Origin of the sequence: Streptococcus sp. 27098_8_69, from assembly GCF_041432445.1 — a bacterium.
GTDB lineage: Bacteria > Bacillota > Bacilli > Lactobacillales > Streptococcaceae > Streptococcus.
Window position 1 is genome coordinate 26,141 of sequence record NZ_JAPVZO010000009.1, and the last position, 24,541, is coordinate 50,681.

General features: G+C 40.9%; 21 protein-coding genes. 10 read left to right on the plus strand and 11 right to left on the minus strand.

The features are described from left to right. Positions 1–9: 9 nt before the first annotated feature. The 3 genes from O3658_RS04575 to O3658_RS04585 all read left to right on the plus strand — a co-directional run bounded on the left by O3658_RS04575 (position 10) and on the right by O3658_RS04585 (position 2,339). A complete protein-coding gene (locus O3658_RS04575; RefSeq protein ID WP_371559597.1) occupies positions 10–684 on the plus strand; it encodes a DUF1129 domain-containing protein in 675 nt (224 codons plus the stop codon). A 202-nt stretch (positions 685–886) separates the two neighbouring features. Then, positions 887–1,150 carry a SemiSWEET family transporter gene (locus tag O3658_RS04580; protein ID WP_004250486.1) on the plus strand — a complete coding sequence of 88 codons (264 nt, stop codon included), beginning with the start codon at positions 887–889 and terminating at the stop codon, positions 1,148–1,150. Positions 1,151–1,301: 151 nt separating this feature from the next. Continuing rightward, positions 1,302–2,339, plus strand: coding sequence for a S66 peptidase family protein (locus tag O3658_RS04585; protein WP_371559599.1), 1,038 nt, complete (start codon positions 1,302–1,304; stop codon positions 2,337–2,339). A 44-nt stretch (positions 2,340–2,383) separates the two neighbouring features. On the opposite strand, the gene O3658_RS04590 is transcribed toward O3658_RS04585, so the two are convergent. From O3658_RS04590 to mutL, 4 genes are all read right to left on the minus strand, one after another. Then, positions 2,384–3,058, minus strand: a complete 675-nt coding sequence (locus O3658_RS04590; RefSeq protein ID WP_371559600.1) for a lysostaphin resistance A-like protein — start codon at positions 3,056–3,058, stop codon at positions 2,384–2,386. Next, entirely contained in the window at positions 3,055–3,618 is a 564-nt protein-coding gene (locus O3658_RS04595; protein WP_371559602.1) for a DNA-3-methyladenine glycosylase I, read from the minus strand. The genes O3658_RS04590 and O3658_RS04595 overlap by 4 nt, the downstream gene beginning before the upstream one ends. A 9-nt stretch (positions 3,619–3,627) precedes the next feature. Continuing rightward, entirely contained in the window at positions 3,628–4,221 is a 594-nt protein-coding gene (gene ruvA / locus O3658_RS04600) for a Holliday junction branch migration protein RuvA (RefSeq protein WP_371559605.1), read from the minus strand. 121 nt (positions 4,222–4,342) lie between these two features. Next, positions 4,343–6,292: a DNA mismatch repair endonuclease MutL gene (mutL, locus tag O3658_RS04605; RefSeq protein WP_075227022.1), complete on the minus strand. Its 1,950-nt coding sequence runs from the start codon at positions 6,290–6,292 to the stop codon at positions 4,343–4,345. A gap of 289 nt (positions 6,293–6,581) precedes the next feature. Here mutL and tyrS point away from each other — a divergent pair, with 289 nt between their 5' ends. Continuing rightward, on the plus strand, positions 6,582–7,838 hold the full coding sequence (gene tyrS / locus O3658_RS04610) for a tyrosine--tRNA ligase (protein ID WP_075227021.1): 1,257 nt from the start codon (positions 6,582–6,584) through the stop codon (positions 7,836–7,838). A gap of 77 nt (positions 7,839–7,915) precedes the next feature. On the opposite strand, the gene O3658_RS04615 is transcribed toward tyrS, so the two are convergent. Next, positions 7,916–9,979 carry a heavy metal translocating P-type ATPase gene (locus O3658_RS04615; protein ID WP_075227020.1) on the minus strand — a complete coding sequence of 688 codons (2,064 nt, stop codon included), beginning with the start codon at positions 9,977–9,979 and terminating at the stop codon, positions 7,916–7,918. 1 nt (position 9,980) lies between these two features. Next, a complete protein-coding gene (locus O3658_RS04620) occupies positions 9,981–10,259 on the minus strand; it encodes a DUF6110 family protein (RefSeq protein WP_000910910.1) in 279 nt (92 codons plus the stop codon). A gap of 151 nt (positions 10,260–10,410) precedes the next feature. Here O3658_RS04620 and O3658_RS04625 point away from each other — a divergent pair, with 151 nt between their 5' ends. Further along, positions 10,411–11,259, plus strand: coding sequence for a putative RNA methyltransferase (locus O3658_RS04625; RefSeq protein ID WP_371559607.1), 849 nt, complete (start codon positions 10,411–10,413; stop codon positions 11,257–11,259). A 108-nt stretch (positions 11,260–11,367) separates the two neighbouring features. Here the strand turns inward: O3658_RS04625 and O3658_RS04630 are convergent, their stop codons facing one another. The 3 genes from O3658_RS04630 to malQ form a co-directional block, all read right to left on the minus strand. Beyond that, positions 11,368–11,574 (minus strand): hypothetical protein, encoded by a 207-nt coding sequence (locus O3658_RS04630; protein WP_371559609.1) that lies wholly within the window; start codon positions 11,572–11,574, stop codon positions 11,368–11,370. 383 nt (positions 11,575–11,957) lie between these two features. Beyond that, positions 11,958–14,216, minus strand: a complete 2,259-nt coding sequence (glgP, locus tag O3658_RS04635) for a glycogen/starch/alpha-glucan family phosphorylase (RefSeq protein WP_371559611.1) — start codon at positions 14,214–14,216, stop codon at positions 11,958–11,960. 22 nt (positions 14,217–14,238) lie between these two features. Then, positions 14,239–15,756 carry a 4-alpha-glucanotransferase gene (gene malQ / locus O3658_RS04640; protein WP_371559612.1) on the minus strand — a complete coding sequence of 506 codons (1,518 nt, stop codon included), beginning with the start codon at positions 15,754–15,756 and terminating at the stop codon, positions 14,239–14,241. Positions 15,757–16,174: 418 nt separating this feature from the next. On the opposite strand from malQ, the gene O3658_RS04645 reads away from it, so the two are divergent. The 5 genes from O3658_RS04645 (at position 16,175) to O3658_RS04665 (ending at position 21,675) form a co-directional block, all read left to right on the plus strand. Beyond that, on the plus strand, positions 16,175–17,443 hold the full coding sequence (locus O3658_RS04645; RefSeq protein WP_075232327.1) for an extracellular solute-binding protein: 1,269 nt from the start codon (positions 16,175–16,177) through the stop codon (positions 17,441–17,443). A gap of 96 nt (positions 17,444–17,539) precedes the next feature. Beyond that, on the plus strand, positions 17,540–18,829 hold the full coding sequence (locus tag O3658_RS04650) for an ABC transporter permease subunit (protein WP_371559615.1): 1,290 nt from the start codon (positions 17,540–17,542) through the stop codon (positions 18,827–18,829). A gap of 1 nt (position 18,830) precedes the next feature. Continuing rightward, a complete protein-coding gene (locus tag O3658_RS04655) occupies positions 18,831–19,673 on the plus strand; it encodes a sugar ABC transporter permease (RefSeq protein WP_045613887.1) in 843 nt (280 codons plus the stop codon). Between the two features lie 205 nt (positions 19,674–19,878). After that, positions 19,879–20,679 carry a DUF1189 domain-containing protein gene (locus tag O3658_RS04660; RefSeq protein WP_371559616.1) on the plus strand — a complete coding sequence of 267 codons (801 nt, stop codon included), beginning with the start codon at positions 19,879–19,881 and terminating at the stop codon, positions 20,677–20,679. A gap of 9 nt (positions 20,680–20,688) precedes the next feature. Then, a complete protein-coding gene (locus O3658_RS04665; protein ID WP_281335257.1) occupies positions 20,689–21,675 on the plus strand; it encodes a LacI family DNA-binding transcriptional regulator in 987 nt (328 codons plus the stop codon). Positions 21,676–21,797: 122 nt separating this feature from the next. Here the strand turns inward: O3658_RS04665 and O3658_RS04670 are convergent, their stop codons facing one another. Together O3658_RS04670 and aspS are read right to left on the minus strand one after the other, a co-directional pair. Then, positions 21,798–22,739, minus strand: a complete 942-nt coding sequence (locus O3658_RS04670; RefSeq protein ID WP_281335256.1) for a YitT family protein — start codon at positions 22,737–22,739, stop codon at positions 21,798–21,800. Then, the gene (gene aspS, locus O3658_RS04675) at positions 22,717–24,480 is read right to left on the minus strand and encodes an aspartate--tRNA ligase (protein ID WP_371559618.1); all 1,764 of its coding nucleotides are present in this window, start codon (positions 24,478–24,480) and stop codon (positions 22,717–22,719) included. Before aspS ends, O3658_RS04670 begins: the two co-directional genes overlap by 23 nt. Positions 24,481–24,541: the final 61 nt, after the last annotated feature.

A 24,541-nucleotide genomic window follows, 5' to 3' on the forward strand; every position in this document is an offset into this window, starting at 1 on the left:
GGAGTTATTATGTCACAGATTGATTTAAAAGAATTAACCAAGAAAAACCAAGAATTTATCCACATTGCAACCCAGCAATTTCTAAAGGATGGAAAAACTGACGCCGAAATCAAGGCTATCCTTGAAGAAGTCATTCCTCATATCCTTGAAGAACAACCAAAAGGTGTGACTGCTCGTTCAATCTACGGAGCACCAACTCACTGGGCTCATAGCTTTAGTGAAAAAGAGCAATACGAAAAAGAACATCCAAAGGAAAATGACGATCCAAAATTGATGATGATGGATTCAGCTCTTTTCATCACAGGATTGTTTGCAGTAGTCAGTGCCTTGATGAGTCTCTTTTCAAACCAACCAGTAGCCTACGGCTTGGTAACACTGATCTGCGTAGGAGCCTTTGGTGGAGTTGCCTTTTACCTTCTCTACCACTTTATCTATCGCTACTATAGTCCAGATGCTGACCGTAGCCAACGCCCACCATTCTGGAAGTCACTTTTGGTCATGCTAGCAACCATGTTTGCATGGGTCTTCATCCTCTTCTTGAGTAACTTCCTGCCACAGGCAATCAATATTAGCCTACCACCTCTTGTTTTATTGGTGATTGGAGGAGCTCTCCTTGCCCTACGTTTCTACCTCAAAAAACGTTTCAACATTAAGAGCGCAAGTGCAGGACCAGCTAGATATTAAGATAAACAAAAAAAGTAGTGTGTTTTGTAGACAGACTACTTTTTTTGTAGTTCCAAATCATTTATTGATTCGTCAAAATCATAAATAGACATTTTGTCTAAATTTACTTCAATGTAAAGTCTTCCCTTGGAATCCCGAGGTTTTATCCTTGAATCCAAGTTGTTTTTCTGTTATACTAATAAAATAATAAGGAGAAATATATATGACTAAACAGAGAATTAATCAAATTGTTGGTTCAATTGGTGCCTTTATTGGGATTATTGTATTTATAGCCTACATCCCCCAAATTTTTGCCAATTTACAAGGAAATAAAGCTCAACCTTTCCAACCTTTATCAGCAGCAGTCTCTTGCTTAATCTGGGTCATTTATGGATGGACAAAAGAGCCTAAAAAAGATTGGATTCTAATCATTCCAAACTCGGCTGGGGTTATCCTTGGCGGACTGACCTTCCTTACTGCTCTATAAGAATGCAACTACTATAAAAAGCAACCACATCGAGCGGTTGCTTTTTTGCTTACTTTCGTGATCTAAAAGCCTTTTTCTGATTCTAATTCTTGTTGTTTCTCCTCTTCTTTTGTGATACAATAGCATCAATTTATTTCTAGGAGGATGAGATATGGTTTCTACTATTGGTATTGTTAGTTTGTCTAGTGGCATTATCGGAGAAGACTTTGTCAAACACGAAGTGGACTTGGGGGTCCAACGTCTCAAGGATCTAGGACTCAATCCTATCTTTTTGCCCCATTCGTTAAAAGGCTTAGACTTTATCAAGGACCATCCTGAAGCACGTGCGGAGGATTTGAGGCAAGCCTTTTCTGATAATAGCATCGACATGATCCTATGCGCCATCGGTGGAGACGATACCTATCGTTTATTACCCTATCTTTTTGAAAATGACCAACTAGAAAAGGTTATCAAACAAAAGATTTTTCTTGGCTTCTCGGATACAACCATGAACCATCTCATGTTGCATAAACTAGGAATCAAGACTTTTTATGGGCAATCCTTTTTAGCAGACATTTGTGAATTAGACAAAGAAATGCTAACCTATAGCCTTCACTACTTTAAAGAATTGATTGAGACTGGAAAAATCTCAGAAATCCGCCCTAGCGACGTTTGGTATGAGGAACGGATTGACTTTAGTCCAAAGGCCCTGGGAACAGCTCGTATCAGTCATGTAAATACAGGTTTTGACTTATTGCAAGGAAATGCTCAGTTTGAGGGAGAAATTCTCGGTGGTTGCCTCGAATCTCTCTACGATATCTTTGACAACTCTCGATACGCAGACAGCACGGAGCTCTGCCAAAAATACAAACTTTTCCCTGACTTATCCGACTGGGAAGGAAAGATTCTATTGCTAGAAACAAGTGAAGAAAAACCTGAACCTGATGATTTCAAAAAAATGTTGCAGGCTTTAAAAGAAACTGGTATATTCGAGGTCATCAGTGGACTCTTGGTCGGAAAACCTATGGATGAAACTTTCTATGACGACTATAAAGAGGCACTATTGGATATCATTGACAGCAATATCCCGATTGTCTATAATCTAAATGTTGGTCATGCAACTCCAAGAGCTATCGTCCCCTTTGGAGTCCACGCCCATGTAGATGCAACGGAGCAAGTTATTCGCTTTGACTATAACAAAGAAAGCTGAGATAGAAATCTCAGCTTTTTTCAGTATCGTTACTAGCATTTTCATCACATACTACCGATAGCTAAAATAATAAAGGAGAGGCTATTGCCTAACATGTGAACAAGTAGGGGATAGTAGACATTCTCCTTTTCTTTCACATAAATAATAGAAAAGGCAAGGCCCCCACCTAGGTATCCGACTGCACCGACCCACTCTGATAAACTTACATTATGCATATGAGTCAGAGCAAAGACAATTCCTACCAGAAGAATGCTTAGCCAACTTGGCAGACTTTTCTGCAAGTGATGCAATAAGAGCTGACGGAAAAAGAGTTCTTCCACCAAAGGTCCAATGATGCAGGCGAAAACTGCTATCAGTAGTGGTTGCTCTTGAAAGGTAATTTGAATATTCGACTGGTTTAGACCTTGTCCGACCAGCCCGAAAAACTGCCTCAACAACTCTGATATAAATCCAAAGGCAACAGTCATCAGAATGAGAAAGAGCCATCCTGTTAAGACGCCAAAGAAGAATTTTCTTTTAGTTTTTCTAATCTCATTCCATTGTTGAATTAATCTATCCTTGAACAAGAAAGAGCCGTATAGTGCTAATACTACATAGACTAGATAATTTGCAATGGTAGATGGCATCAAGGAAGCCAACCATCTAACGCCATCAAACACAAAGAGAATTGTATATAGGAGCCCAAAAATCAGAACTCCCTTATATTTGGTAGACATCATTTAAGACCCTTCCATTCACAATCATTCTCATGGTCATCAACTAGCCCTGCAGCCTGCAGATAGGACAAGACAGCGACTGGTCCAGTGAACTTAAAACCACGTTTTTTGAGATCTTTGGATATCCCTTCAGACAAGACTGTTTTAGCAGGAGCCTGTCTGTAGTCAAGGACATCATTGACCATGGTCTTTCCATCTACAAAAGACCAGAGATAAGCATCAAACGACCCAAATTCCTCCTGGACTTGTAAAAAGGCTTGAGCATTAGCACGCGTCGCAAAAATCTTTGCACGATGGCGAATGATAGCTGGATTATCCATCAAAGCTTCCAATTCAGAATCGGTCATCTTTGCAACAGCTTGAACTTGATACCCATGAAAAGCTTCACGGAAAGCCTGCCGTTTATTGAGCACCGTTTCCCAAGAAAGACCTGCCTGATAAGTCTCCATACAGAGCAACTCAAAAAGCGCTCGGTCATCATGGAGGGCCTGGCCCCATTCCTCATCGTGGTAGGCTACATATAGAGGGTTGTTCATTTTAACCCAGCCACAGCGTTTGGACATAGAAATCTCCTATTTCACCAACATCTTAAGGGCAGACTTGATGTAGTTTTCAGCTGTATCAGAAGTTCCTTCAAAGAATTTCTTGATCTTCTTAAGTTCCGTTGCCTTGTAGCCCAAGGCCAACATGGCTTCCATGGCTTCTTCCAATTCTTGGTTGTCGTTGCTAGATGGAATAGCAGTCTTAGCAGGGAGGTCATCTCCTGCCACAACCACCTTGCCTTCCAAGTCCAGCACCATCTGCTGGGCTGTTTTCTTACCGATTTTAGGGAACTTGGTCAAGTAGGTGATGTTCTTGGTCTCGATAGCTTGAACAAGCCCTGCATTGTCATCAGCAGCGATAATAGCAAGAGCTGATACAGGACCAATGCCTGATACAGAAATCAAGCTGAGAAAGAGCTTCTTTTCGTCTTCTGAGCGAAATCCATAAAGTAGATGAGCATCTTCACGTACAACTTGATGCACATAGATTTGCGCTTCTTGGTTGACTTGCCCTGAGTAGGCATAAGGGTTGGCTACATGCAGAATGTAGCCGATACTGTTAGCTTCTAGGACGATGTATTTAGCAGTAATTTTGGTAATAACACCCTTTAGATATTCGTACATAATTTTCCCTTCAATTTATACTCAATGAAAATCAAAGAGTAAACTAGGAAGCTAACCGTAGGCATAACTTGAGTTATGCAAGGTATGGCTGACGCAGTTTATATTTGATTTTTGAAGAGTATTAGTATTTTCCTAGCTCTCGGAGGCTAGTATGATTTTCCTGAATACGACGGAACATCTTTTCCATGTCTGACTTGGTAAAGTGCACCAAAACAGGACGTCCGTGCGGACAATTGTATGGGTTGTCACATTGAGAGAGCTGATAGAGGAGCTGTCTAGCTGAGTGGTCATCGATACGGTGGTTGGCCTTGATAGACCGCTTGCAGGACATCATGATGGCCAGCTCTGCTCGGTATTTCTTGATCGAAACTTCCTTGGTCAAAAGGAGCATATCACACATCTCATAGATACCAGACTCGATTTCCTCCTCTGCCATCCAAATCGGATGTTCCCGAAGGATGAATTGATTCTCACCATATTCTGCTAGAAAGACTCCCACTTCCTCTAAAAGAGGCATTCTTTCCTTGAGACGAAGGGCATCGTCTGCTGGGAATTCAAAGATGTAAGGTACTAGGAGTTGCTGCTGGCTCTGGTCAACATTGCCAATGCTTTCACGGTACTCTTCATACTTAACCCGCTCCTGGGCCGCATGCTGGTCTATGATGTAGAGCCCATCTCGACCTTGGGCAAAGAGGTAGGTGCCGTGCATCTGCCCGAAAAATTCCAACTCTGGGAAACTAGAAGACTCTTCTCGTTCCAGCTTGTCATAAGCCTTATCCAAACTAGCCATATCTAACTCTGGATGATCTAGTTGGTCGTAGCTGACAGGCTTTCTCTCTGCAAAATGCAGTTTGGCTGACTTGGTCATCTGATCCAAGGTTTCCTTGGCGAAGAGGTTCAAATCCTGTTTCTCTCCAGTCAAGTCTACTTGACTGTCTGAAACCTCAGCTGGAATAGAGCTTGTTGCTTCCGTTTGCTCGTAGTAGAGATTGTTTTCTTTAAGTGGGAGAATTGTTTGCTCTACTTTTTCACGATTACGAACAGTAGATTTGGCAAGATTTTCCAGAGCATCTGGAATCAAGGTCTGTTCCTTGAGACTCTTTGCGATAGCTTCTGAAACTAGCGCCATCAGCTCTCTTTCCTTGGAAATTCGCACTTCTTGCTTAGTTGGATGCACATTGACATCCGCCAGATAAGGATCGATATGGATGTGAATAACGGCTAGTGGAAAACGTCCCACCATGAGCTTGCTGCCGTAACCATCTAAAATAGCTCGATTGAGTAGGAAGTTTTTGATATAACGGCCATTGATAAAGAGGCTGATATAGTTGCGATTAGCCCGTGTCAATTCCGGCAATGAGACAAAACCAGAAATTTCAAAGTCTAGGTCAGAATTCTCAATTTCAACCATTTTTTTGGCACTGGCTAAACCATAAATACCAGCAATGGCCTGACGCAGTTGACCCGTACCAGCTGTCCGTGTCATTTCCTTGCCATCACTAATCAGGCTAAAGGAAATCTCCGGATGGGCCAAGCCTAGACGGTTAACGATATCGATGATATGAGATAACTCTGCCTGCTGGCTCTTCATATACTTGAGACGAGCTGGTGTGTTGAAAAAGAGATCCTCCACACAAACCTTGGTCCCAACAGGACTGGTCGCAGGCACAACTTCTTCTACTTCTCCCCCACGAGCCACTAGCTTGGTCCCGTGACTTGCTCCATCCACTGCTGTCAAAAGAGTCAGAACACTGACAGAAGCGATAGAGGGCAGGGCTTCACCACGAAAACCGAGGGTCCGAATCCGAAAAAGATCAGCTTGATTCTTAATCTTGCTAGTCGCATGACGGCGGAGGGCCAACTCTACTTCATCGTGTGCAATCCCGTGACCATTATCGGTAATTTGGATTTTCTTAAGACCAGCTTCTTCGATCTCAACGATAATCTGGCTAGAACCAGCATCGATAGCATTTTCAACCAACTCTTTAACTACGCTGGCAGGACGTTCGATCACTTCTCCTGCCGCAATCTGGTTGGCCAAAACCTCTGGCAATTCAATAATATGAGACATCTTTCAGCCCCTTTCTTAACTGTTTTTATCTATTTCTCTGAAAATAATACTCTTCAAAAATCAAATTCAAACCACGTCAGTCTCGCCTTGCCGTACTCGAGTACAGCCTTCGGCTATCTTCCTAGTTTGCTCTTTGATTTTCATTGAGTATAAGCTAGTGCTATTATACCATATTTCACTCGTTTCCAAAAAAGTCCAAGAAGCAACTTTCTTCCCGATTTTACTAGGTTATTTGCCAAGTTTGTGGTAAAATAGGTAGAAACAATATTTTAAAAAGGAGAAAAGACACATGCACATTTTTGATGAGCTAAAAGAGCGTGGTTTGATTTTTCAAACGACTGATGAAGAAGCTTTGCGTAAAGCCCTAGAAGAAGGTCAAGTTTCTTATTATACTGGCTACGATCCAACTGCTGACAGCCTTCACCTAGGCCACCTTGTCGCTATCTTGACAAGTCGTCGTTTGCAGCTAGCAGGTCACAAACCTTATGCGCTCGTTGGCGGTGCTACAGGTCTCATCGGAGATCCGTCCTTCAAAGATGCTGAACGTAGTCTCCAAACAAAAGACACAGTAGATGGCTGGGTCAAGTCTATCCAAGGACAACTTTCTCGCTTTCTTGATTTTGAAAATGGTGAAAATAAAGCTGTCATGGTCAACAACTACGACTGGTTTGGCAGCATCAGCTTCATTGACTTCCTCCGTGATATCGGAAAATACTTCACTGTCAACTACATGATGAGCAAGGAGTCTGTGAAGAAACGTATTGAAACTGGGATTTCTTACACTGAGTTTGCCTACCAAATCATGCAAGGGTATGACTTCTTTGTCCTTAACCAAGAGCACAATGTAACCCTCCAAATCGGTGGTTCTGACCAATGGGGAAATATGACTGCTGGTACAGAGTTGCTTCGTCGTAAGGCTGATAAGACTGGTCACGTAATCACTGTTCCACTCATCACAGACGCAACTGGTAAGAAATTTGGTAAATCAGAAGGAAACGCAGTCTGGCTCAATCCTGAAAAGACTTCCCCATATGAAATGTACCAATTCTGGATGAACGTTATGGACGCAGACGCTGTTCGCTTCTTGAAAATCTTTACTTTCTTGTCACTTGATGAGATTGAAGAAATCCGTAAACAATTTGAAGCAGCGCCACACGAACGCTTGGCTCAAAAAATTCTCGCTCGTGAAGTCGTGACTCTTGTTCACGGAGAAGAAGCTTACAAAGAAGCCCTCAACATCACTGAACAACTCTTTGCAGGAAACATCAAAAACCTTTCTGTTAAAGAACTCAAACAAGGACTTCGTGGAGTGCCAAACTACCAAGTTCAAGCAGATGAAAACCACAATATCGTGGAACTGCTCGTCTCATCTGGTGTAGTTAACTCAAAACGCCAAGCCCGTGAAGACGTCCAAAACGGAGCTATCTACGTCAACGGCGACCGCATCCAAGACCTTGACTATGTCTTGAGTGACGCAGATAAGTTAGAGAACGAACTGACCGTTATCCGCCGTGGGAAGAAAAAATATTTTGTATTGACTTACTAAACTGTTCAACATTTACCTATAAACAAAGGAGTTACCCTCGAGAAAGGTAACTCCTTTTTGCTGTTAATAACTTTCATCTATCTAGCCTTAATAGACAGGCTACGCAGTACAATGCGCAAGGTTGTTAGATTATGTAAGATAGAGAGATTTGAAGGACTGAGCCAATTAAACAAGCCAAAGCCAATCAAACTACTATTTACGACAACGGTATCTTGAATATTCTTCTTGATGAGTGTTTGCAAAGATGATGATAGCGAATCCAACTCTTGGAAGAAATCCAAGCGATTATCTAGCAATAAGATATCACTCATCTGCTTAGAAATATCTGCACTCTCATTCATCACCACACCGATATCTGATAGGGTTAGAGCCGCTGAGTCATTCAAGCCATCTCCAACCATCAAAATAGTGTGACCTGCTTTCTGCAGTTCCTCTACTAACTCAAATTTTCCATCAGGTTTCAAGTCTGTATAGACCTGATCAAAGGGCAAATCTTTGACTAATTCCTCTGTTCTAACCAAGGTGTCCCCTGTTGCCAGAATCAATTTTTTCCCTTGTGCCTTAAGTTTCTCCAAGGCTGCTTTTGCTTCTTTTCTCAAAGGAGTATGAATGCAGAACATTCCAATCAATTCATTCTGATAAGCCAAGAATAAGAGATTGTAGTGACTCTTGTACTCTTCAATTAAAGCATTTTGTTCTGAACTGATATGAATCTGCTCATCCTGCATCAAGACATAATTCCCAATAAGAACTGGTTGCCCATCTATATGAGATTTGATCCCCTTGCTTGCAATATATTGGAGTTTCCCATGCATTTCCTCATGTTCAATCCCCTCTATCTCAGCTTGCTTGACGATGGCATTAGCAATAGGATGATAAATGTGTTCCTCAAGACAGGCACTGATTCTGAGAATATCTTCCTCACTATAGTCCCCAAAAGGTAACACCTTTTCAACTATAGGATAACTAGTTGTGATTGTTCCCGTCTTATCAAACAAGAAAGTATCAACTTCCAGGTATTTCTCCAGAACATCTCCATCCTTAATCACCATTTCACGATTCAACCCCTCCTTGATAGCTGTCAAATAAGCTACAGGAGTAGAGATTTTCAAAGCGCAGGAGAAATCGACCAATAGGAAAGAAATAGCCTTAGAAAAAGAACCTGTCAATAGGTAAGTCAGCCCAGCCCCCAAGAAATTATATTTGACGACCTTATCCGCCATCTTGATGAAATAGCGTTGTTTCGTTTTCTTGTTTTCTTCAGATTTCTTCATCAACTCAATCAGTTGTAAAATCCGGCTGTTCATCTGATTATCGGTTACACGAATGCGTAACTCTCCAGTTTCTAATACTGTATTTGCACAAACTAAATCAGACTCTCTTTTTTCAACTGGAAAACTCTCTCCCGTCAAGGAACTTTCGTTGACCATACCTAAACCTGAAACTACTTGTCCATCAAACAGAATTTCATTTCCTTGAGATAGGACCAAGACATCTCCTATTTGAACATCGGAACTCTTGATACTAACAACCGTATCGCCCTGTACTAAGAATACATCGCTCTCTTTTGCAAGAAGGCTTTGTTCTAAATCTGTTGCAGTTTTTTTCAAGGACCACTGATCTAAATGATTCCCCAAATCAAGCATAAACATGATATTGCTAGCTGTCTTGGATTGGTTCATAAACAAGGACAATAAAATCGCCGAACAGTCCAAGACCTCCATCGTTAGTTCCTTACGCGCTAGTGTTTGATAGGCTTCTCTAATATAGCCAAAAGCCTGATAACAAGTCCATATATAGCGAATAGGATACGGCACAAAACTACGAAAAAGTATACGCTTAATCGCTGCACCTGAAACAATAGAATAAGCACTCTCTTCTCTACGAATGGGAAGAGTCATCAACTCAGAAACTTTCCCTTTATCAATTCTTTTTAAAAAGGCTTCTGCATTATCTAATACAGAAAAGCCTTCTTTTATACGTAGAGTAAAGTGCTGTTGATCCATGTAAAACTGGATAGACTCAATCCCCTTTTCATCTCTCGCCAAGGAACGAAGATAGTCTTGAATATCCAAGGTGAGTGAAAAAGAAGATGATAGTCGGATATGTTGGTATCCTCTATGTAGCACTTTAAAAGACATATTATTCTCCTATAAGGCTATCTAATTGCTCTTCTTTTTTCTCTTGCTCGTACAAATATTTGGCATCTTGCAAGACATCGTCTCCATGTTGTTTCACAACAGAAACAGATGCATCTAGCCCGTCTTTCAACTTGTAAGCCTTAGCCAAAGCTTTAGAATAACCTTTTTTAGCTTCCTTACTTGCTAAGATTTTCAAGCCAAGGGTACCAAATGCGACACCACCCAAAAAGAGTGATGATTTTTTCGCAACTTTTGCAACGGTTAATACTTCTTTTAACATACTTATTTCCTCCTTATCATTATTATATAGAAATTTAGATATAAAAGCAATTTTATTCTATAAATTGGAGAATTAGTTTTATTTCTACTGAATCTCCCATCTACTTATTCCTAAAGTTGCTTTCATTTGCCTCTTTTGATACACTTAAACTATGAATACAAACCTCAAACCAAAACTCCAGCGTTTTGCTTCTGCGACTGCCTTTTCCTGCCCTATCTGCCAAAAAAAACTCACCTTGGTAGAAACTAGTCTCAAGTGTGATAATCGCCATTCTTTTGACCTTGCAAAATTCGGCTATGTCAATCTGGCACCTCAGATCAAGCAATCCACCAACTACGACAAAGAAAACTTTCAAAATCGCCAGCAAATCCTAGAAGCTGGCTTTTATCAGGCTATCTTAGAAGACATCTCGGACTTACTAGCAACCAAACCATCCGCAAAAACAGTCTTAGATATCGGCTGTGGCGAAGGCTTCTACTCTCGCAAACTCCAAGAAGTGCACCCTGAAAAAACCTTTTATGCCTTTGACATTTCAAAAGACTCAGTCCAAATCGCTGCCAAGAGTGAACCCAACTGGGCAGTCAACTGGTTTGTTGGCGACTTGGCTCGCCTTCCTATAAAAGACGCCAGCATGGATATCTTGCTTGATATCTTCTCACCTGCCAACTACGGAGAATTCCGACGAGTCTTATCAAAGGACGGCATCTTAATCAAGGTCATTCCTACTGAGAACCACCTCAAGGAAATCCGTCAGATGGTACAGGATCAGCTGACAAAGAAGGATTATTCAAACCAAGATATCAAAGAACACTTCCAAGAACACTTCAGCATCCAATCTAGTCAGATTGTTTCCTTGACCAAGTCTATCACAGCAGAGCAACGCCAAGCCCTGCTCAGCATGACCCCCCTCCTCTTTCACGTTGACCAGAGCAAGATTGACTGGAGTCAGTTGACAGAAATTACTATCGAAGCAGAGATTCTGGTCGGAAAAGCACTATAAATAAATTTTTGAGATACTACAAAGCCCACACCTCTTCTTGAGATGCGGGTTTAAAACACGATTTTATACTGTCTTTCCGAACAGTATAAAACATTTTGACCTCTCCATTTATTTTCGATTTGAAATGACAAATTTATCAATAAATAGCAAGTGATATAAGGCAAGTGATGCCCCATAACAACATCCATGAAAAGAGATTTCTTGATGAGTCAGTGGAAAGGAAGTGCTATTGCCCATATAAAGGCATGACCAAATTAGCAAAAGAATCCAAAATAAATCCGTCCATTTATATTTTGAAAAATATTTTTTCCACATAAGAACATCCTCCTTCTTTACTACAATACTATTATAATACTGTTTGTAAACGAATACAAGAAATTTGAGGTAACAGCTAAGAAGAATCTTAGGCTTAAAGGTAGTACAACCAACCTTCTTAGTGTCCTCTAGGTCTGATTTTTAAGTCTAGAAATTATTGACAAATTATTTTTTCTTTTGAGATCAGTCAACCTCAAATCCATAACATTTAAAAAAAGCGAATTTCAATTGAAACTCGCTTTTTTGCTAGATATGTAATAACTATAAAATTTCGTATCTTATACTCAATGAAAATCAAAGAGCAAACTAGGAAACTAGCCGCAGGCTGTACTTGAGTACGGCAAGGCGACGTTGACGCGGTTTGAAGAGATTTTCGAAGAGTATTAGTCCAAGTGCCAGATATCTTCGTTATACTGAGCGATTGTACGGTCAGATGAGAAGAATCCTGCTTTAGAAATGTTAACGATGACTTTATCCAACCATGCGTCACGGTTTTCATAGTCAGCAAGCATTTGCTCTTTCACTTTGATGTAGTCTTCCAAGTCAAGAAGAGTCATGAACCAGTCTTTGTTAATTAATTCGTTATAAAGACGTTCCAAGCGTTCAATCTTACCAACTGCAAGAACAGCGTCGCTCACGATAAAGTCAACCAATGGTTTGATAGCTTCACGTGCGTAGAATTCGCTTGATTTGTAACCTGATTTCGCGTATAGGTCGATAACAGTTTCTGAATCTTCACCGAAGATGTAGATGTTTTCATCGCCAACCAACTCAGCGATTTCCACGTTAGCCCCGTCCATAGTACCAAGAGTCAAAGCTCCATTCAACATGAATTTCATGTTACCAGTACCTGAAGCTTCTTTAGAAGCAAGTGAGATTTGTTCTGAGATATCACATGCTGGGATCAAGAAGCTTGCTGCAGTAACGTTGTAGTTTTCAACCATAACAACTTGCAAGTGTGGAGCTACTGCTGGATCGTTAGCAATTACTTCTGACAAGCAAAGAATCAAGTGGATGATGTCTTGAGCGATTGTGTAGGCAGGGGCTGCTTTACCACCAAAGAATACTGTGATTGGACGAGCAGGGATGTTACCAGCCTTGATGTCAAGATATTTGTGGATCACATACAAGGCATTCATTTGTTGACGTTTGTACTCGTGAAGACGTTTGATCTGGATATCAAAGATAGAGTTCGTATTGATTTCCACACCTTGGTGCTCTTTCAAGTGACGAGCCAATTTACGTTTGTTGTGAGCTTTGATGCTTTCCAATTTTTCTTTGACAGCAGCCTTGTCTTCGTATGAAAGAAGGTCTTCCAATTTAGAAGCTTCATGGTGCCATTCGCGTCCAAGAATCTCATCCAAGTAGTGAGACAAGCTTGGGTTAGCATGCATAAGCCAACGACGGAAGGTGATACCGTTTGTTTTGTTGTTGAATTTTTCTGGGTAAAGATCGTAGAAAGCTTTCAACTCAGAGTTCTTCAAAATTTCTGTGTGAAGAGCGGCAACCCCGTTTACGCTGTATCCATAGTGGATATCCATGTGGGCCATGTGTACACGATCGTTTTCATCAATGATTTGAACAGCTGGATCTTTGTATTCAGCACGAACACGGCGGTCCAATTCTTTGATGATTGGTACCAAGTGAGGAACCACTTCTTCCAAGAATTCAAGAGGCCATTTTTCAAGGGCTTCAGCAAGGATTGTGTGGTTTGTGTAAGCAGTCATGCTACGAACGATAGAGATTGCTTCATCAAGTTCGATACCACGTTCAGTCAAAAGACGGATCAATTCAGGGATCACCATTGATGGGTGAGTATCGTTGATTTGTACAACTGCGTAGTCAGCAAGGTCATGCAAGTTGCTTCCTTTTTCGATTGCTTCATCGATGATCAATTGTGCACCGTTTGAAACCATGAAGTATTGTTGGAAGATACGGAGCAATTCACCTTGTTTGTCGCTATCGTCTGGGTAAAGGAAAAGAGTCAAGTTGTGAGCGATATCTGTCTTGTCAAAGTTAATGCCATCTTCAATGATAGATGAATCAACTGAATCCAAGTCAAACAAACGCAAGCGGTTTTTCGTAGCTGTTTTGTAACCAGGTACATCGATATCGTAAAGAGTAGATGTCAATGTAAAGTGTGCAAATGGCACTTGGTAGCTACGACTTGAGCGAACCAACCAGTTTTGGGCAGTCAACCAAGCGTTAGGAATTGTTTCTTGTTGGTTGTTTTTAAGAACTTGTTGGAAAAGACCAAAGTGGTAGTTCAAACCAACACCGTCACCGTTCAATCCAAGTGTAGCGATTGAGTCAATAAAGCAGGCTGCCAAGCGTCCCAAACCACCATTACCAAGTGATGGTTCCAATTCTACTTCTTCGATTTCGATCAACTCTTTACCTGCGTCAGCAAGTTCTTTTTTAACTTCGTCATAAAGACCAAGGTTAATCAAGTTGTTTGACAAGAGTTTACCAATCAAGAACTCAGCTGAGATATAGTAAACTTTTTTCTTACCAGTGTTCACTGGTTTTTGGCTGCTTGCTAGTTTGCTGTAGTTAAGAAGAGCAAGGTAAAGCTCCTCATTGCTACATTCTGCGATAGATTTATTGTAACGATTTTGTACAAATTCTTTTAATGGTAACATTTTTGTGTCTCCTGATAATGTCTTATTTCTTTAATTCTACCAAATTTTCATTAATTCGGCGATAAATTGTAGTCAAGTCAAGCAAAGTTTCTTCGACAGCAGGAGTCAATTGTTCCTCTGTCATACGCCATGACCAGTTTCCACCAAGAGTAGATGGGAAGTTCATACGAGCTGAACCATCCAACTCTAGCAAATCTTGCATAGTTGCAATCGTCATGAAACTTACTGATGCGAAGGCTGTACGAAGCATAGCATGCACCACTGTTTCGTACTCTTTACGGTTTGTGTAGCGTGCCATGTACTCACGAGTTGGATCATCAATCTCATCACGGTACCAACCAAGAACAGTGTTGTTATCATGTGTTCCTGTGTACATAACAGAGTTAGCTGTTGCCAAGTGTGGGCTGTCGATACTTTCGTCTTCTGGATTGAAGGCAAATTGAAGGACCTTCATTCCTGGGAATCCAGTACGCTCGCGAAGTTCGATAACTTCATCAGTCATGAATCCAAGGTCTTCTGCGATGATGTTCAAGTCACCAAGTTCTTCTTTAACCGCTGCAAAGAGTTTGTAGTCAGGCCCTTTCACCCATTTACCAGGTGCTGCTGTTTCAGAACCCGCAGGGATTTCCCAGTAAGACTCAAATCCACGGAAATGATCGATACGCACGATGTCGTAAATCTTAAAGCTTTCACGCAAGCGTTCGATCCACCATTTGTAGCCATCTTTATCCATTGCTTCCCAGTCATAGATTGGGTTCCCCCAAAGCTGACCAGTCGCAGAAAACTCATCTGGTGGGCATCCTGCGATGCAAGTTGCTTTCCCGTTTTCATCTGTTTTAAAGAGGTGTGGATTTGCCCACATATCGCTTGAATCTTCAGCAACATAGATTGGCATATCCCCCACAATTTCGATGTGGTTTTCGTTAGCGTATGCTTTCAATTTCAACCATTGTTGGAAGAAGAGATATTGAGTTACGCGGTGGTAAACAAGTTTGTCTGCCAATTGTTCACGGTAGCTTTCAAGTGCTGAAGCTTTACGCGCGCGAATATCTGCATCTGGCCACTCTGTCCAAGCAAGGTTGTCAAAATGCTCTTTAATAGCCATATACTCTGCAAAGAGTTCAAGCCATGATTGGTTGTCTTGAGCAAATTTCTCAAAATCTTTAACATCTCCGACTTCAAAAAAGCGTTTCACCGCTTTTTCTAAAAGAGGACGACGTGCATAGTAGATTTTAGCATAGTCAACTTCAGACGCATCGCTACCAAAATCAACTCCTTCAAGATCACTTGCTTGCAACAAACCTTGTTCCACCAAGATATCCAAATCGATGAAATGAGTGTTTCCAGCAAAGGCTGAGAAAGATTGATAAGGAGAATCTCCGTAGCTGGTTGTTCCTAAAGGAAGAATTTGCCAGTAACGTTGTTTGGTACGAACCAAGAAGTCAACGAAATCATAGGCGCTTTGACCAAATGATCCGATTCCGTAAGCTCCTGGAAGTGATGAGATGTGCATCAACACACCACTTTGACGTTTTTTCATAATAGCACCTCAAGTGTTTGTAGTTAAATATTTCATTTTTACAAGCGCAAACGTTTGCGCTAACTAAAGTATAACCCATTTCTAAAATAAATGCAAGCGTTTCAACAAAAAACTTTTCAATTTATTTACTTTATAGCTTTTTTAAAAAACTATATTCTTATTTTTTCACCTCTACAAAAACATCTACAAACTATGCAAACGTTTCCCTTAAATTATTCTTGAATTGAAATTTATATGATTTCATCCTTTCCTTCCTATTATATAACCAATTTTAGAGATTAACCAGTTACAAGCTTTTTAAATTTTTTTCAAAAAAACGCTTGCAACCGTTTTCTGTTTGTGCTATACTAAGTTCATAAGAGAAAACGTTTGCGTTTCCTTGAAATCAAAATTTGTTATTCTTTAGGAGGAATACACTATGTCAACTAAATTCATGAAGAGCGCAGCTGTACTTGGTACTGCTACTCTTGCTAGCTTACTTTTAGTAGCTTGTGGAAGCAAAACTGCTGATAAAACTGCTGACTCTGGTTCATCAGAAGCGAAAGAAATCACTTTCTACGTTGAAGATCAATATAAAGCTTTTGCAGAATCAGCTGCCAAAGCTTACGAAAAAGAAGCTGGTGTAAAAGTTACTATTAAAACAGGGGACCAATTAGGTGGACTTGACAATCTTTCACTTGATAACCAATCAGGTAAAGCTGCTGACGTCATGATGGCACCATACGACCGTGTAGGTAGCCTTGGTACTGACGGACAACTTTCAGAAGTTACTTTGAGTGACGGTGCTAAAACAGACGATACTACTAAATCTCTTGTAACTGTTGGTGGTAAAGTTTATGGGGCTCCAGCCGTTATCGAGTCACTTGTTATGTACTATAACAAAGACTTAGTGAAAGAAGCTCCTAAGACATTTGCTGACTTGGAAGAACTTGCTAAAGATAGCAAATATGCCTTCGCTGGTGAAGACGGAAAAACTACTGCTTTCCTAGCTGACTGGACTAACTTCTACTACGCATATGGACTTCTTGCTGGTAATGGTGCCTACGTGTTTGGACAAAACGGTAAAGACCCTAAAGATATTGGTCTTGCTAACGATGGTGCTATTGCAGGTATCAACTACGCTAAAACTTGGTATGACAAATGGCCTAAAGGTATGCAAGATACTGAAGGTGCTGGAAACTTGATCCAAACTCAATTCCAAGAAGGTAAAACAGCTGCTATCATTGATGGACCTTGGAAAGCTCAAGCATTCAAAGATGCTAAAGTAAACTACGGTGTTGCAACTATCCCAACTCTTCCAAACGGTAAAAACTACGCAGCCTTTGGTGGTGGTAAAGCTTGGATCATCCCATCAAGCACTAAAAATCTTGAAGGAGCTCAAAAATTCGTAGACTTCCTTGTTTCAACTGACCAACAAAAAGCATTCTACGATGCAACAAACGAAATCCCAGCTAACACTGAAGCTCGTACTTACGCTGAAGGTAAAAACGATGAGTTGACTACTGCTGTTATCAAACAGTTCAAGAACGCTCAACCAATGCCAAACATCTCTCAAATGTCAACAGTTTGGGACCCAGCTAAAACAATGCTCTTTGACGCTGTAAGCGGTAAGAAAGATGCTAAAACAGCTGCAAATGATGCTGTAACATTGATCAAAGAAACAATCCAACAAAAATTTGGTAACTAATTGATTGATTCAAGGGGGATTTAAAACTTATCCCCCTTGATTTTTAGATATTAACAGAACTCAGCTTGACGTTCACATCTTATGAAAGGAGTACTCATGGAACAACAACCAAGAAAAGCAGCCTTGCTTTCATTGATTCCTGGGTTGGGGCAAATCTATAACAAACAAAAAGCCAAAGGTTTTATCTTCCTTGCTGTAACATTAGCTTTTGTCCTCTATTTTATAGTACTTGCAGCACCTGAATTGAGCAACTTGATCACACTCGGTGAAAAACCTGGCCGTGACAACTCTCTCTTTATGTTGATTCGTGGTGCATTTCACTCTATTTTTGTAATTGTTTATCTAGCATTTTATATTCTCAATATTAAAGATGCTCATACCATTGCAAAACGTATCAATAATGGCATTCCTGTCCCATTGACACTTAAGGATATGATTAAAGGTATCTATGAAAATGGATTCCCATACTTGCTCATTATCCCATCTTACGTTGCCATGACATTTGCCATCATCTTCCCAGTTATTGTAACCTTGATGATCGCCTTTACTAACTATGATTTCCAACATTTACCACCTAATAAATTGTTGGACTGGGTTGGATTGACCAACTTCACAAATATCTGGAGCTTGAGTACCTTCCGTTCAGCCTTCGGTTCTGTTCTTTCTTGGACTATTATCTGGGCTTTGTCTGCATCTACTTTGCAAATTGTACTCGGTATCTTTACAGCTATTATTGCTAACCAACCATTCATCAAAGGAAAACGTATCTTTGGTGTTATCTTCCTTCTACCTTGGGCTGTCCCAGCCTTCATCACTATCTTGACATTCTCAAACATGTTCAACGATAGTGTCGGAGCTATCAACACTCAAGTTTTGCCACTTTTTGCTAAGGTTCTTCCTTTCTTAGATGGCGTTCTTATCCCTTGGAAGACAAATCCAACTTGGACTAAGGTTGCCTTGATTATGATGCAAGGTTGGCTTGGATTCCCTTATATCTATGTCCTAACTCTCGGTATCCTACAGTCTATTCCAAATGACTTGTATGAAGCAGCTTATATCGACGGTGCAAACGCTTGGCAAAAATTCCGTAGCATCACTTTCCCAATGATTTTGGCTGTTGCGGCGCCTACTTTGATTAGCCAATACACCTTCAACTTCAACAACTTCTCTATCATGTACCTCTTCAATGGCGGTGGTCCTGGTAGTGTCGGTGGTGGAGCTGGTTCAACCGATATCTTGATCTCATGGATTTACCGTTTGACAACCGGTACAGCTCCACAATACTCTATGGCAGCTGCCGTTACCTTGATTATTTCAATCATCGTCATCTCTATTTCTATGATTGCCTTCAAGAAACTACACGCATTTGATATGGAGGACGTCTAAGATGAATAACTCAATCAAACTAAAACGTAGACTGACTCAAACCCTCACTTACCTCTACTTGATCGGACTTTCAATCGTCATTATCTATCCTCTTTTAATCACGATTATGTCTGCCTTCAAGGCTGGTAACGTTGTGGCCTTTAAACTCGACAGCAATGTCAACTTTAGTCTTGATAACTTCAAAGGGCTCTTTACAGAAACCTTATACGGTACATGGTACCTTAATACTTTGATCATCGCTTTGATCACTATGGTCGTTCAGACAAGTATTATCGTGCTTGCTGGTTATGCTTACAGCCGTTACAACTTCTTGGCTCGTAAACAAAGTTTGGTCTTCTTCTTGATTATCCAAATGGTGCCAACAATGGCTGCTTTGACTGCCTTCTTCGTTATGGCCCTCATGTTAAATGCCCTTAACCATAGCTGGTTCCTCATCTTCCTATATGTCGGTGGTGGTATCCCTATGAACGCTTGGTTGATGAAAGGTTACTTTGACACCGTGCCAATGTCTCTCGATGAATCTGCAAAACTGGATGGTGCAGGACACTTCCGCCGCTTCTGGCAAATCGTTCTCCCTCTTGTTCGCCCAATGGTTGCGGTACAAGCACTCTGGGCCTTCATGGGACCTTTCGGAGACTACATCCTCTCTAGTTTCTTGCTTCGTGAGAAAGAATACTTTACAGTTGCCGTTGGTCTCCAAACCTTCGTCAACAATGCGAAGAACTTGAAGATTGCCTACTTCTCAGCAGGTGCTATCCTCATCGCTCTTCCAATCTGTACACTCTTCTTCTTCTTACAAAAGAACTTCGTTTCAGGACTTACAAGCGGTGGCGACAAGGGGTAATATACCCCCGCCACCCTTTTTCATTGTTAAACTTGTACTTAGATAGTCTAGTGAAAAACAAGAGCTTATTGAAAATCCCCCTCATGGTTAGTTGACAATTTTTATTAAAAATCTACTTTTAACAAGGATGCGTCTCCCCTGCTTGAAATAAAACACATTTCTCTATATAATACTCATATAGAAAAATGCCTATAGAAAGAGATTTATGTTACCATATCCATTTTCTTATTTTAATAGTGTATGGGGATTTCGTAAGCCCCTCTCTCATCGTTTTGGTCTAAACTGGTTTCAACTGATTTTTACCAGTATTTTCTTGATTAGTTTGTCTATGGTGCCTATTGCCATCCAAAACAGCTCTCAGGACACCTATCCTTTAGAAACCTTCATCGATGATGTCTACGCTCCTCTGACGGACGATGTCGTACAAGATTTAGCTGCGAATACTCAGATTAATAATGGGAAGCTGAGCTACACTGGTTCAACCCCTCATCAAGCTTCTGTTCAAATCGGAGACGCTTCTAGTTCAGACTTTCCTGAGGAATTACTTCTTAACTTTGAACCTGAGCAGCTCGTCATCAGTAAGCAAGGAAAAGAATTGACTAGCATTCGCTATCATGCGATCACGACTGAGAGTTTCCAAAGTAAGGAAAGCTTAACACAAGACATTTCTAAAGACTGGTATCAACAGAATCGTGTCTATGTTAGTCTCTTTCTTGTATTAGGTTCTAGCTTCCTCTTCGGACTTAATTTTTTCATCGTTGCTCTAGGTTCTAGCCTCTTGCTCTACTTTACGAAAAAATCACGTCTCTTTTCATTTAAAACCTATAAAGAGTGCTATCATTTCATTTTGAACTGTTTAGGATTACCAACCTTACTTGCCATGATTCTCGGTCTCCTAGGCCAAAATATGGCAACTTTAATTACTGTTCAAAACATTTTATTTGTTCTATACCTGGTCACTATCTTTTACAAAACGCATTTCCGTGATCCAGACTACCATAAGTAGGAGATTATTATGCCTGTTACGATTAAAGACGTGGCCAAGGCTGCAGGGGTCTCACCCTCAACCGTAACCCGTGTTATTCAAAATAAATCAACCATTAGCGATGAGACTAAAAAACGAGTTCGAAAGACAATGAAAGAGCTCAATTATCATCCTAACCTCAATGCCCGAAGCTTGGTTAGTAGTTATACGCAGGTCATTGGTTTAGTTCTTCCAGACGACTCCGATGCCTTCTATCAAAATCCTTTCTTTCCTTCTGTCCTACGCGGTATTGCACAAGTTGCTTCAGAAAATCACTATGCCATCCAGATTGCAACTGGAAAAGATGAAAAAGAACGCTTAAATGCAATTTCACAGATGGTCTATGGAAAGCGTGTAGACGGTCTTATCTTCTTGTATGCCCAAGAAAATGACCCCTTGGTAAAATTAGTCTCAGAAGAGCAATTTCCTTTCCTCATCCTTGGAAAATCCTTGTCCCCTTTTATTCCGCTTGTTGACAACGATAATATTCAAGCTGGTTTTGATGCAACCGAATACTTCATTAAGAAAGGATGTAATCGAATCGCTTTCATCGGTGGAGCCAAGAAACTCTACGTTACGCAGGATCGTCTAACAGGTTACGAACAAGCCCTTCAAGAACACAAACTTCCTCTTGATAGTCAACGTACCTTCTTTGCAGATGAATTTCTTGAAGAAAAGGGATATAAATTTAGTAAACGTCTCTTCAAACATGATCCTCAAACTGATGCCATCATTACAACAGATAGCCTCTTAGCTGAAGGTGTTTGTAACTATCTCAACGATCACAATCTCAATATCCCTGTACTCAGCTTTGATTCTGTTAATCCAAGATTAAACCTAGCGGCCTATGTGGATATCAATAGCCTCTCTCTGGGACGTACTTCATTTGAAACCATCCTGCAAATCATCAGCGATACCAAAGAAAATCGTCAAATCTGCTATCGTCAAGTGATTGCCCACAAAATCGTTGAAAAATAAAAAAGCCCAACTCTGACAATGTGTTCAAGAGTTGGGTTTTTCGTTCTATTCATTGTTATAAATAACTATTAGTAAACTAGAGCAAGGTATCACTAATGGAATTTGAAGATGTCCTGAAATCTTTAGTTTTCGACTTCGACAAATCGGCCTAGGATATGAACATTTTCTGAAACAGAAACAAAGGCTGTTGGATCGACTTGCTTCATGATTAATTTAAAATCATTGAACTCTGCACGAGTGATAACCGTAATCAAAACAGCCTTACGCTGGTGATTATAAGTTCCTTCAGCATCATGGATCATGGTTGCTCCACGGTGCAATTTATTATGGATCTTCTCAATGACGGCATCTGGATTGCTAGTGACAATCATAGCCTGCATGCGTTTTTGCTTGGTGAAAACTGCATCTGTCACACGACTTGAGACAAAGATGGTAATCATGGAATAAAGGGCATATTTCCAACCAAAGGTCACCCCTGCAATCAACATGATTGTACCATTAACCAAGAAAGATATACTTCCGACGTTACGACCAGTCTTCTTACGAATGGTTAAGCTGACAATGTCTGTTCCACCACTGGAGATGTTATGACGTAAAGCAAAGCCAATCCCCAGTCCCATGACAACACCCCCAAAAAGGGCATTGATGATTGGATCCTCTGTTAAGATCACCACAGGCACAAACTGGATAAAGAGCGAGCTCATAGATACCGTGATAAAGGTAAAAATTGTGAACTTATGTCCAATTTGATACCAGGCCAAAATCATGAGAGGAATATTGATGGCATAAAAGGCTACTGAAATCGGGAAATGAAAACCAAACCAGTGGTTACTAAGGGCAGATATAATCTGGGCCAAACCTGTCGCACCACTTGAATAAACGTGCCCTGGTTGGAAGAAGAAATTGACGGCTACTGCTGATAGAAAACCATATACCAGAGAAGCTGAGATTTTTTCATCGTATTTTTCTCGAGAAATACTTTGTAAAACACGCAAAATCTTTACTCGATACGCAAAGCGACGAAGATAATGGTACCACTTTTTAGTTAGTTTCGTTTGTTTCATCTTGTTCTACTTGTAGATTAAGTTCCTCTAGTTGTTTAAGAGCTACTGTTGATGGTGCTTGCGTCATTGGGTCAGTTGCCTTGTTGTTCTTAGGAAAGGCAATGACTTCACGGATATTTTCTTCTCCAGCGAGCAACATGACAAAACGATCAAGACCGATGGCCAATCCACCGTGTGGTGGGAATCCATAGTCCATGGCTTCCAAAAGGAAACCAAACTGGTCATTTGCTTCTTCAGCTGAGAAACCAAGAGCTTTGAACATACGTTCTTGAAGTTCTTTTTGGTTGATACGAAGACTACCACCACCAAGTTCATAACCATTCAAGACGATATCATAAGCAATGGCACGAACCTTAGCCAAATCACCTTCAAGCTCATGAGCAGTTTCTGCTTGAGGAAGGGTAAATGGATGGTGGGCACTCATATAACGGCCTTCTTCTTCTGACCATTCAAACATTGGCCAGTCAACAACCCAAAGGAAGTTGAACTTGTCAGTATCAATCAAGGCAAGTTCTTTGGCAATACGTCCACGAAGGGCACCAAGTGTTGCATTAGCCACTTCAAGTGTATCAGCTACAAAGAGAACCAAGTCCTTATCTTCAAGAGCAAGCGCGGCGGTCAAGTCTGCTTGAATACCAGTCAAGAATTTAGCAACTGGTCCATTTAATTCTCCATCAACTACCTTGACCCAAGCAAGACCTTTAGCACCATACTGTTTAGCTACTTCAGTCATCTTGTCAATATCTTTACGTGAATAGTTGTCCGCAGCTCCTTTGACCACAATGGCTTTTACAGCAGGTGCTTCTGTAAAGACTTTAAAGTCCACACCTTTGACCACTTCTGTCAAGTCCTGAAGCAACATGTCAAAACGCGTATCAGGTTTGTCAGAACCATAAAGAGCCATAGCATCATCGTATTTCATACGAGGGAATGGCAGTGTTACTTCGATGCCTTTTGTTTCCTTCATGACGCGCGCAATCAAGCCTTCTGTGATGTCTTGGATTTCTTGCTCAGTCAAGAATGATGTTTCCAAGTCGACCTGGGTAAACTCAGGCTGACGGTCTCCACGCAAGTCCTCGTCACGGAAGCATTTAACGATTTGGTAGTAACGGTCAAAACCAGCATTCATCAACAACTGTTTGGTAATCTGTGGACTCTGAGGAAGGGCGTAAAAATGCCCTTTATTGACACGAGATGGTACCAAATAGTCACGCGCTCCTTCTGGCGTTGACTTAGAAAGGAATGGTGTCTCCACGTCGATAAACTCGAGCTCATCTAAGTAGTTGCGGATAGAGTGGGTCACCTTAGCACGAAGTTTAAGATTTTCCAACATTTCTGGACGACGAAGGTCAAGATAACGGTAACGCAAACGCGTATCGTCATTAGCCTCAATGCCATCCTTAATCTCAAATGGTGTTGTTTTAGCTGTATTAAGCACTGTCAAAGCTGTCACGTTTAACTCAACTGCACCAGTTGGCAACTTATCATTGGCTTGCTCACGCGCAGCGACCTGACCAGTCACCTCGATAACAAATTCGCTACGAAGACTTTCAGCTGTTGTCATGACCTCTGCAGAGACTTTTTCAGGGTTGATAACCAACTGCATGATTCCTTCACGGTCACGAAGGTCGATAAAGATCAAACCACCAAGGTCACGACGACGGCCAACCCATCCTTTCAAGGTCATTTCTTGTCCGATGTGTTCCTCACGAACACGACCAGCATACATACTACGTTTCATTGTTTCTCTCCTCTTTTATTCTGTTACTATTTTACCATAAAAGCGCAGGCTCTTCATGAAA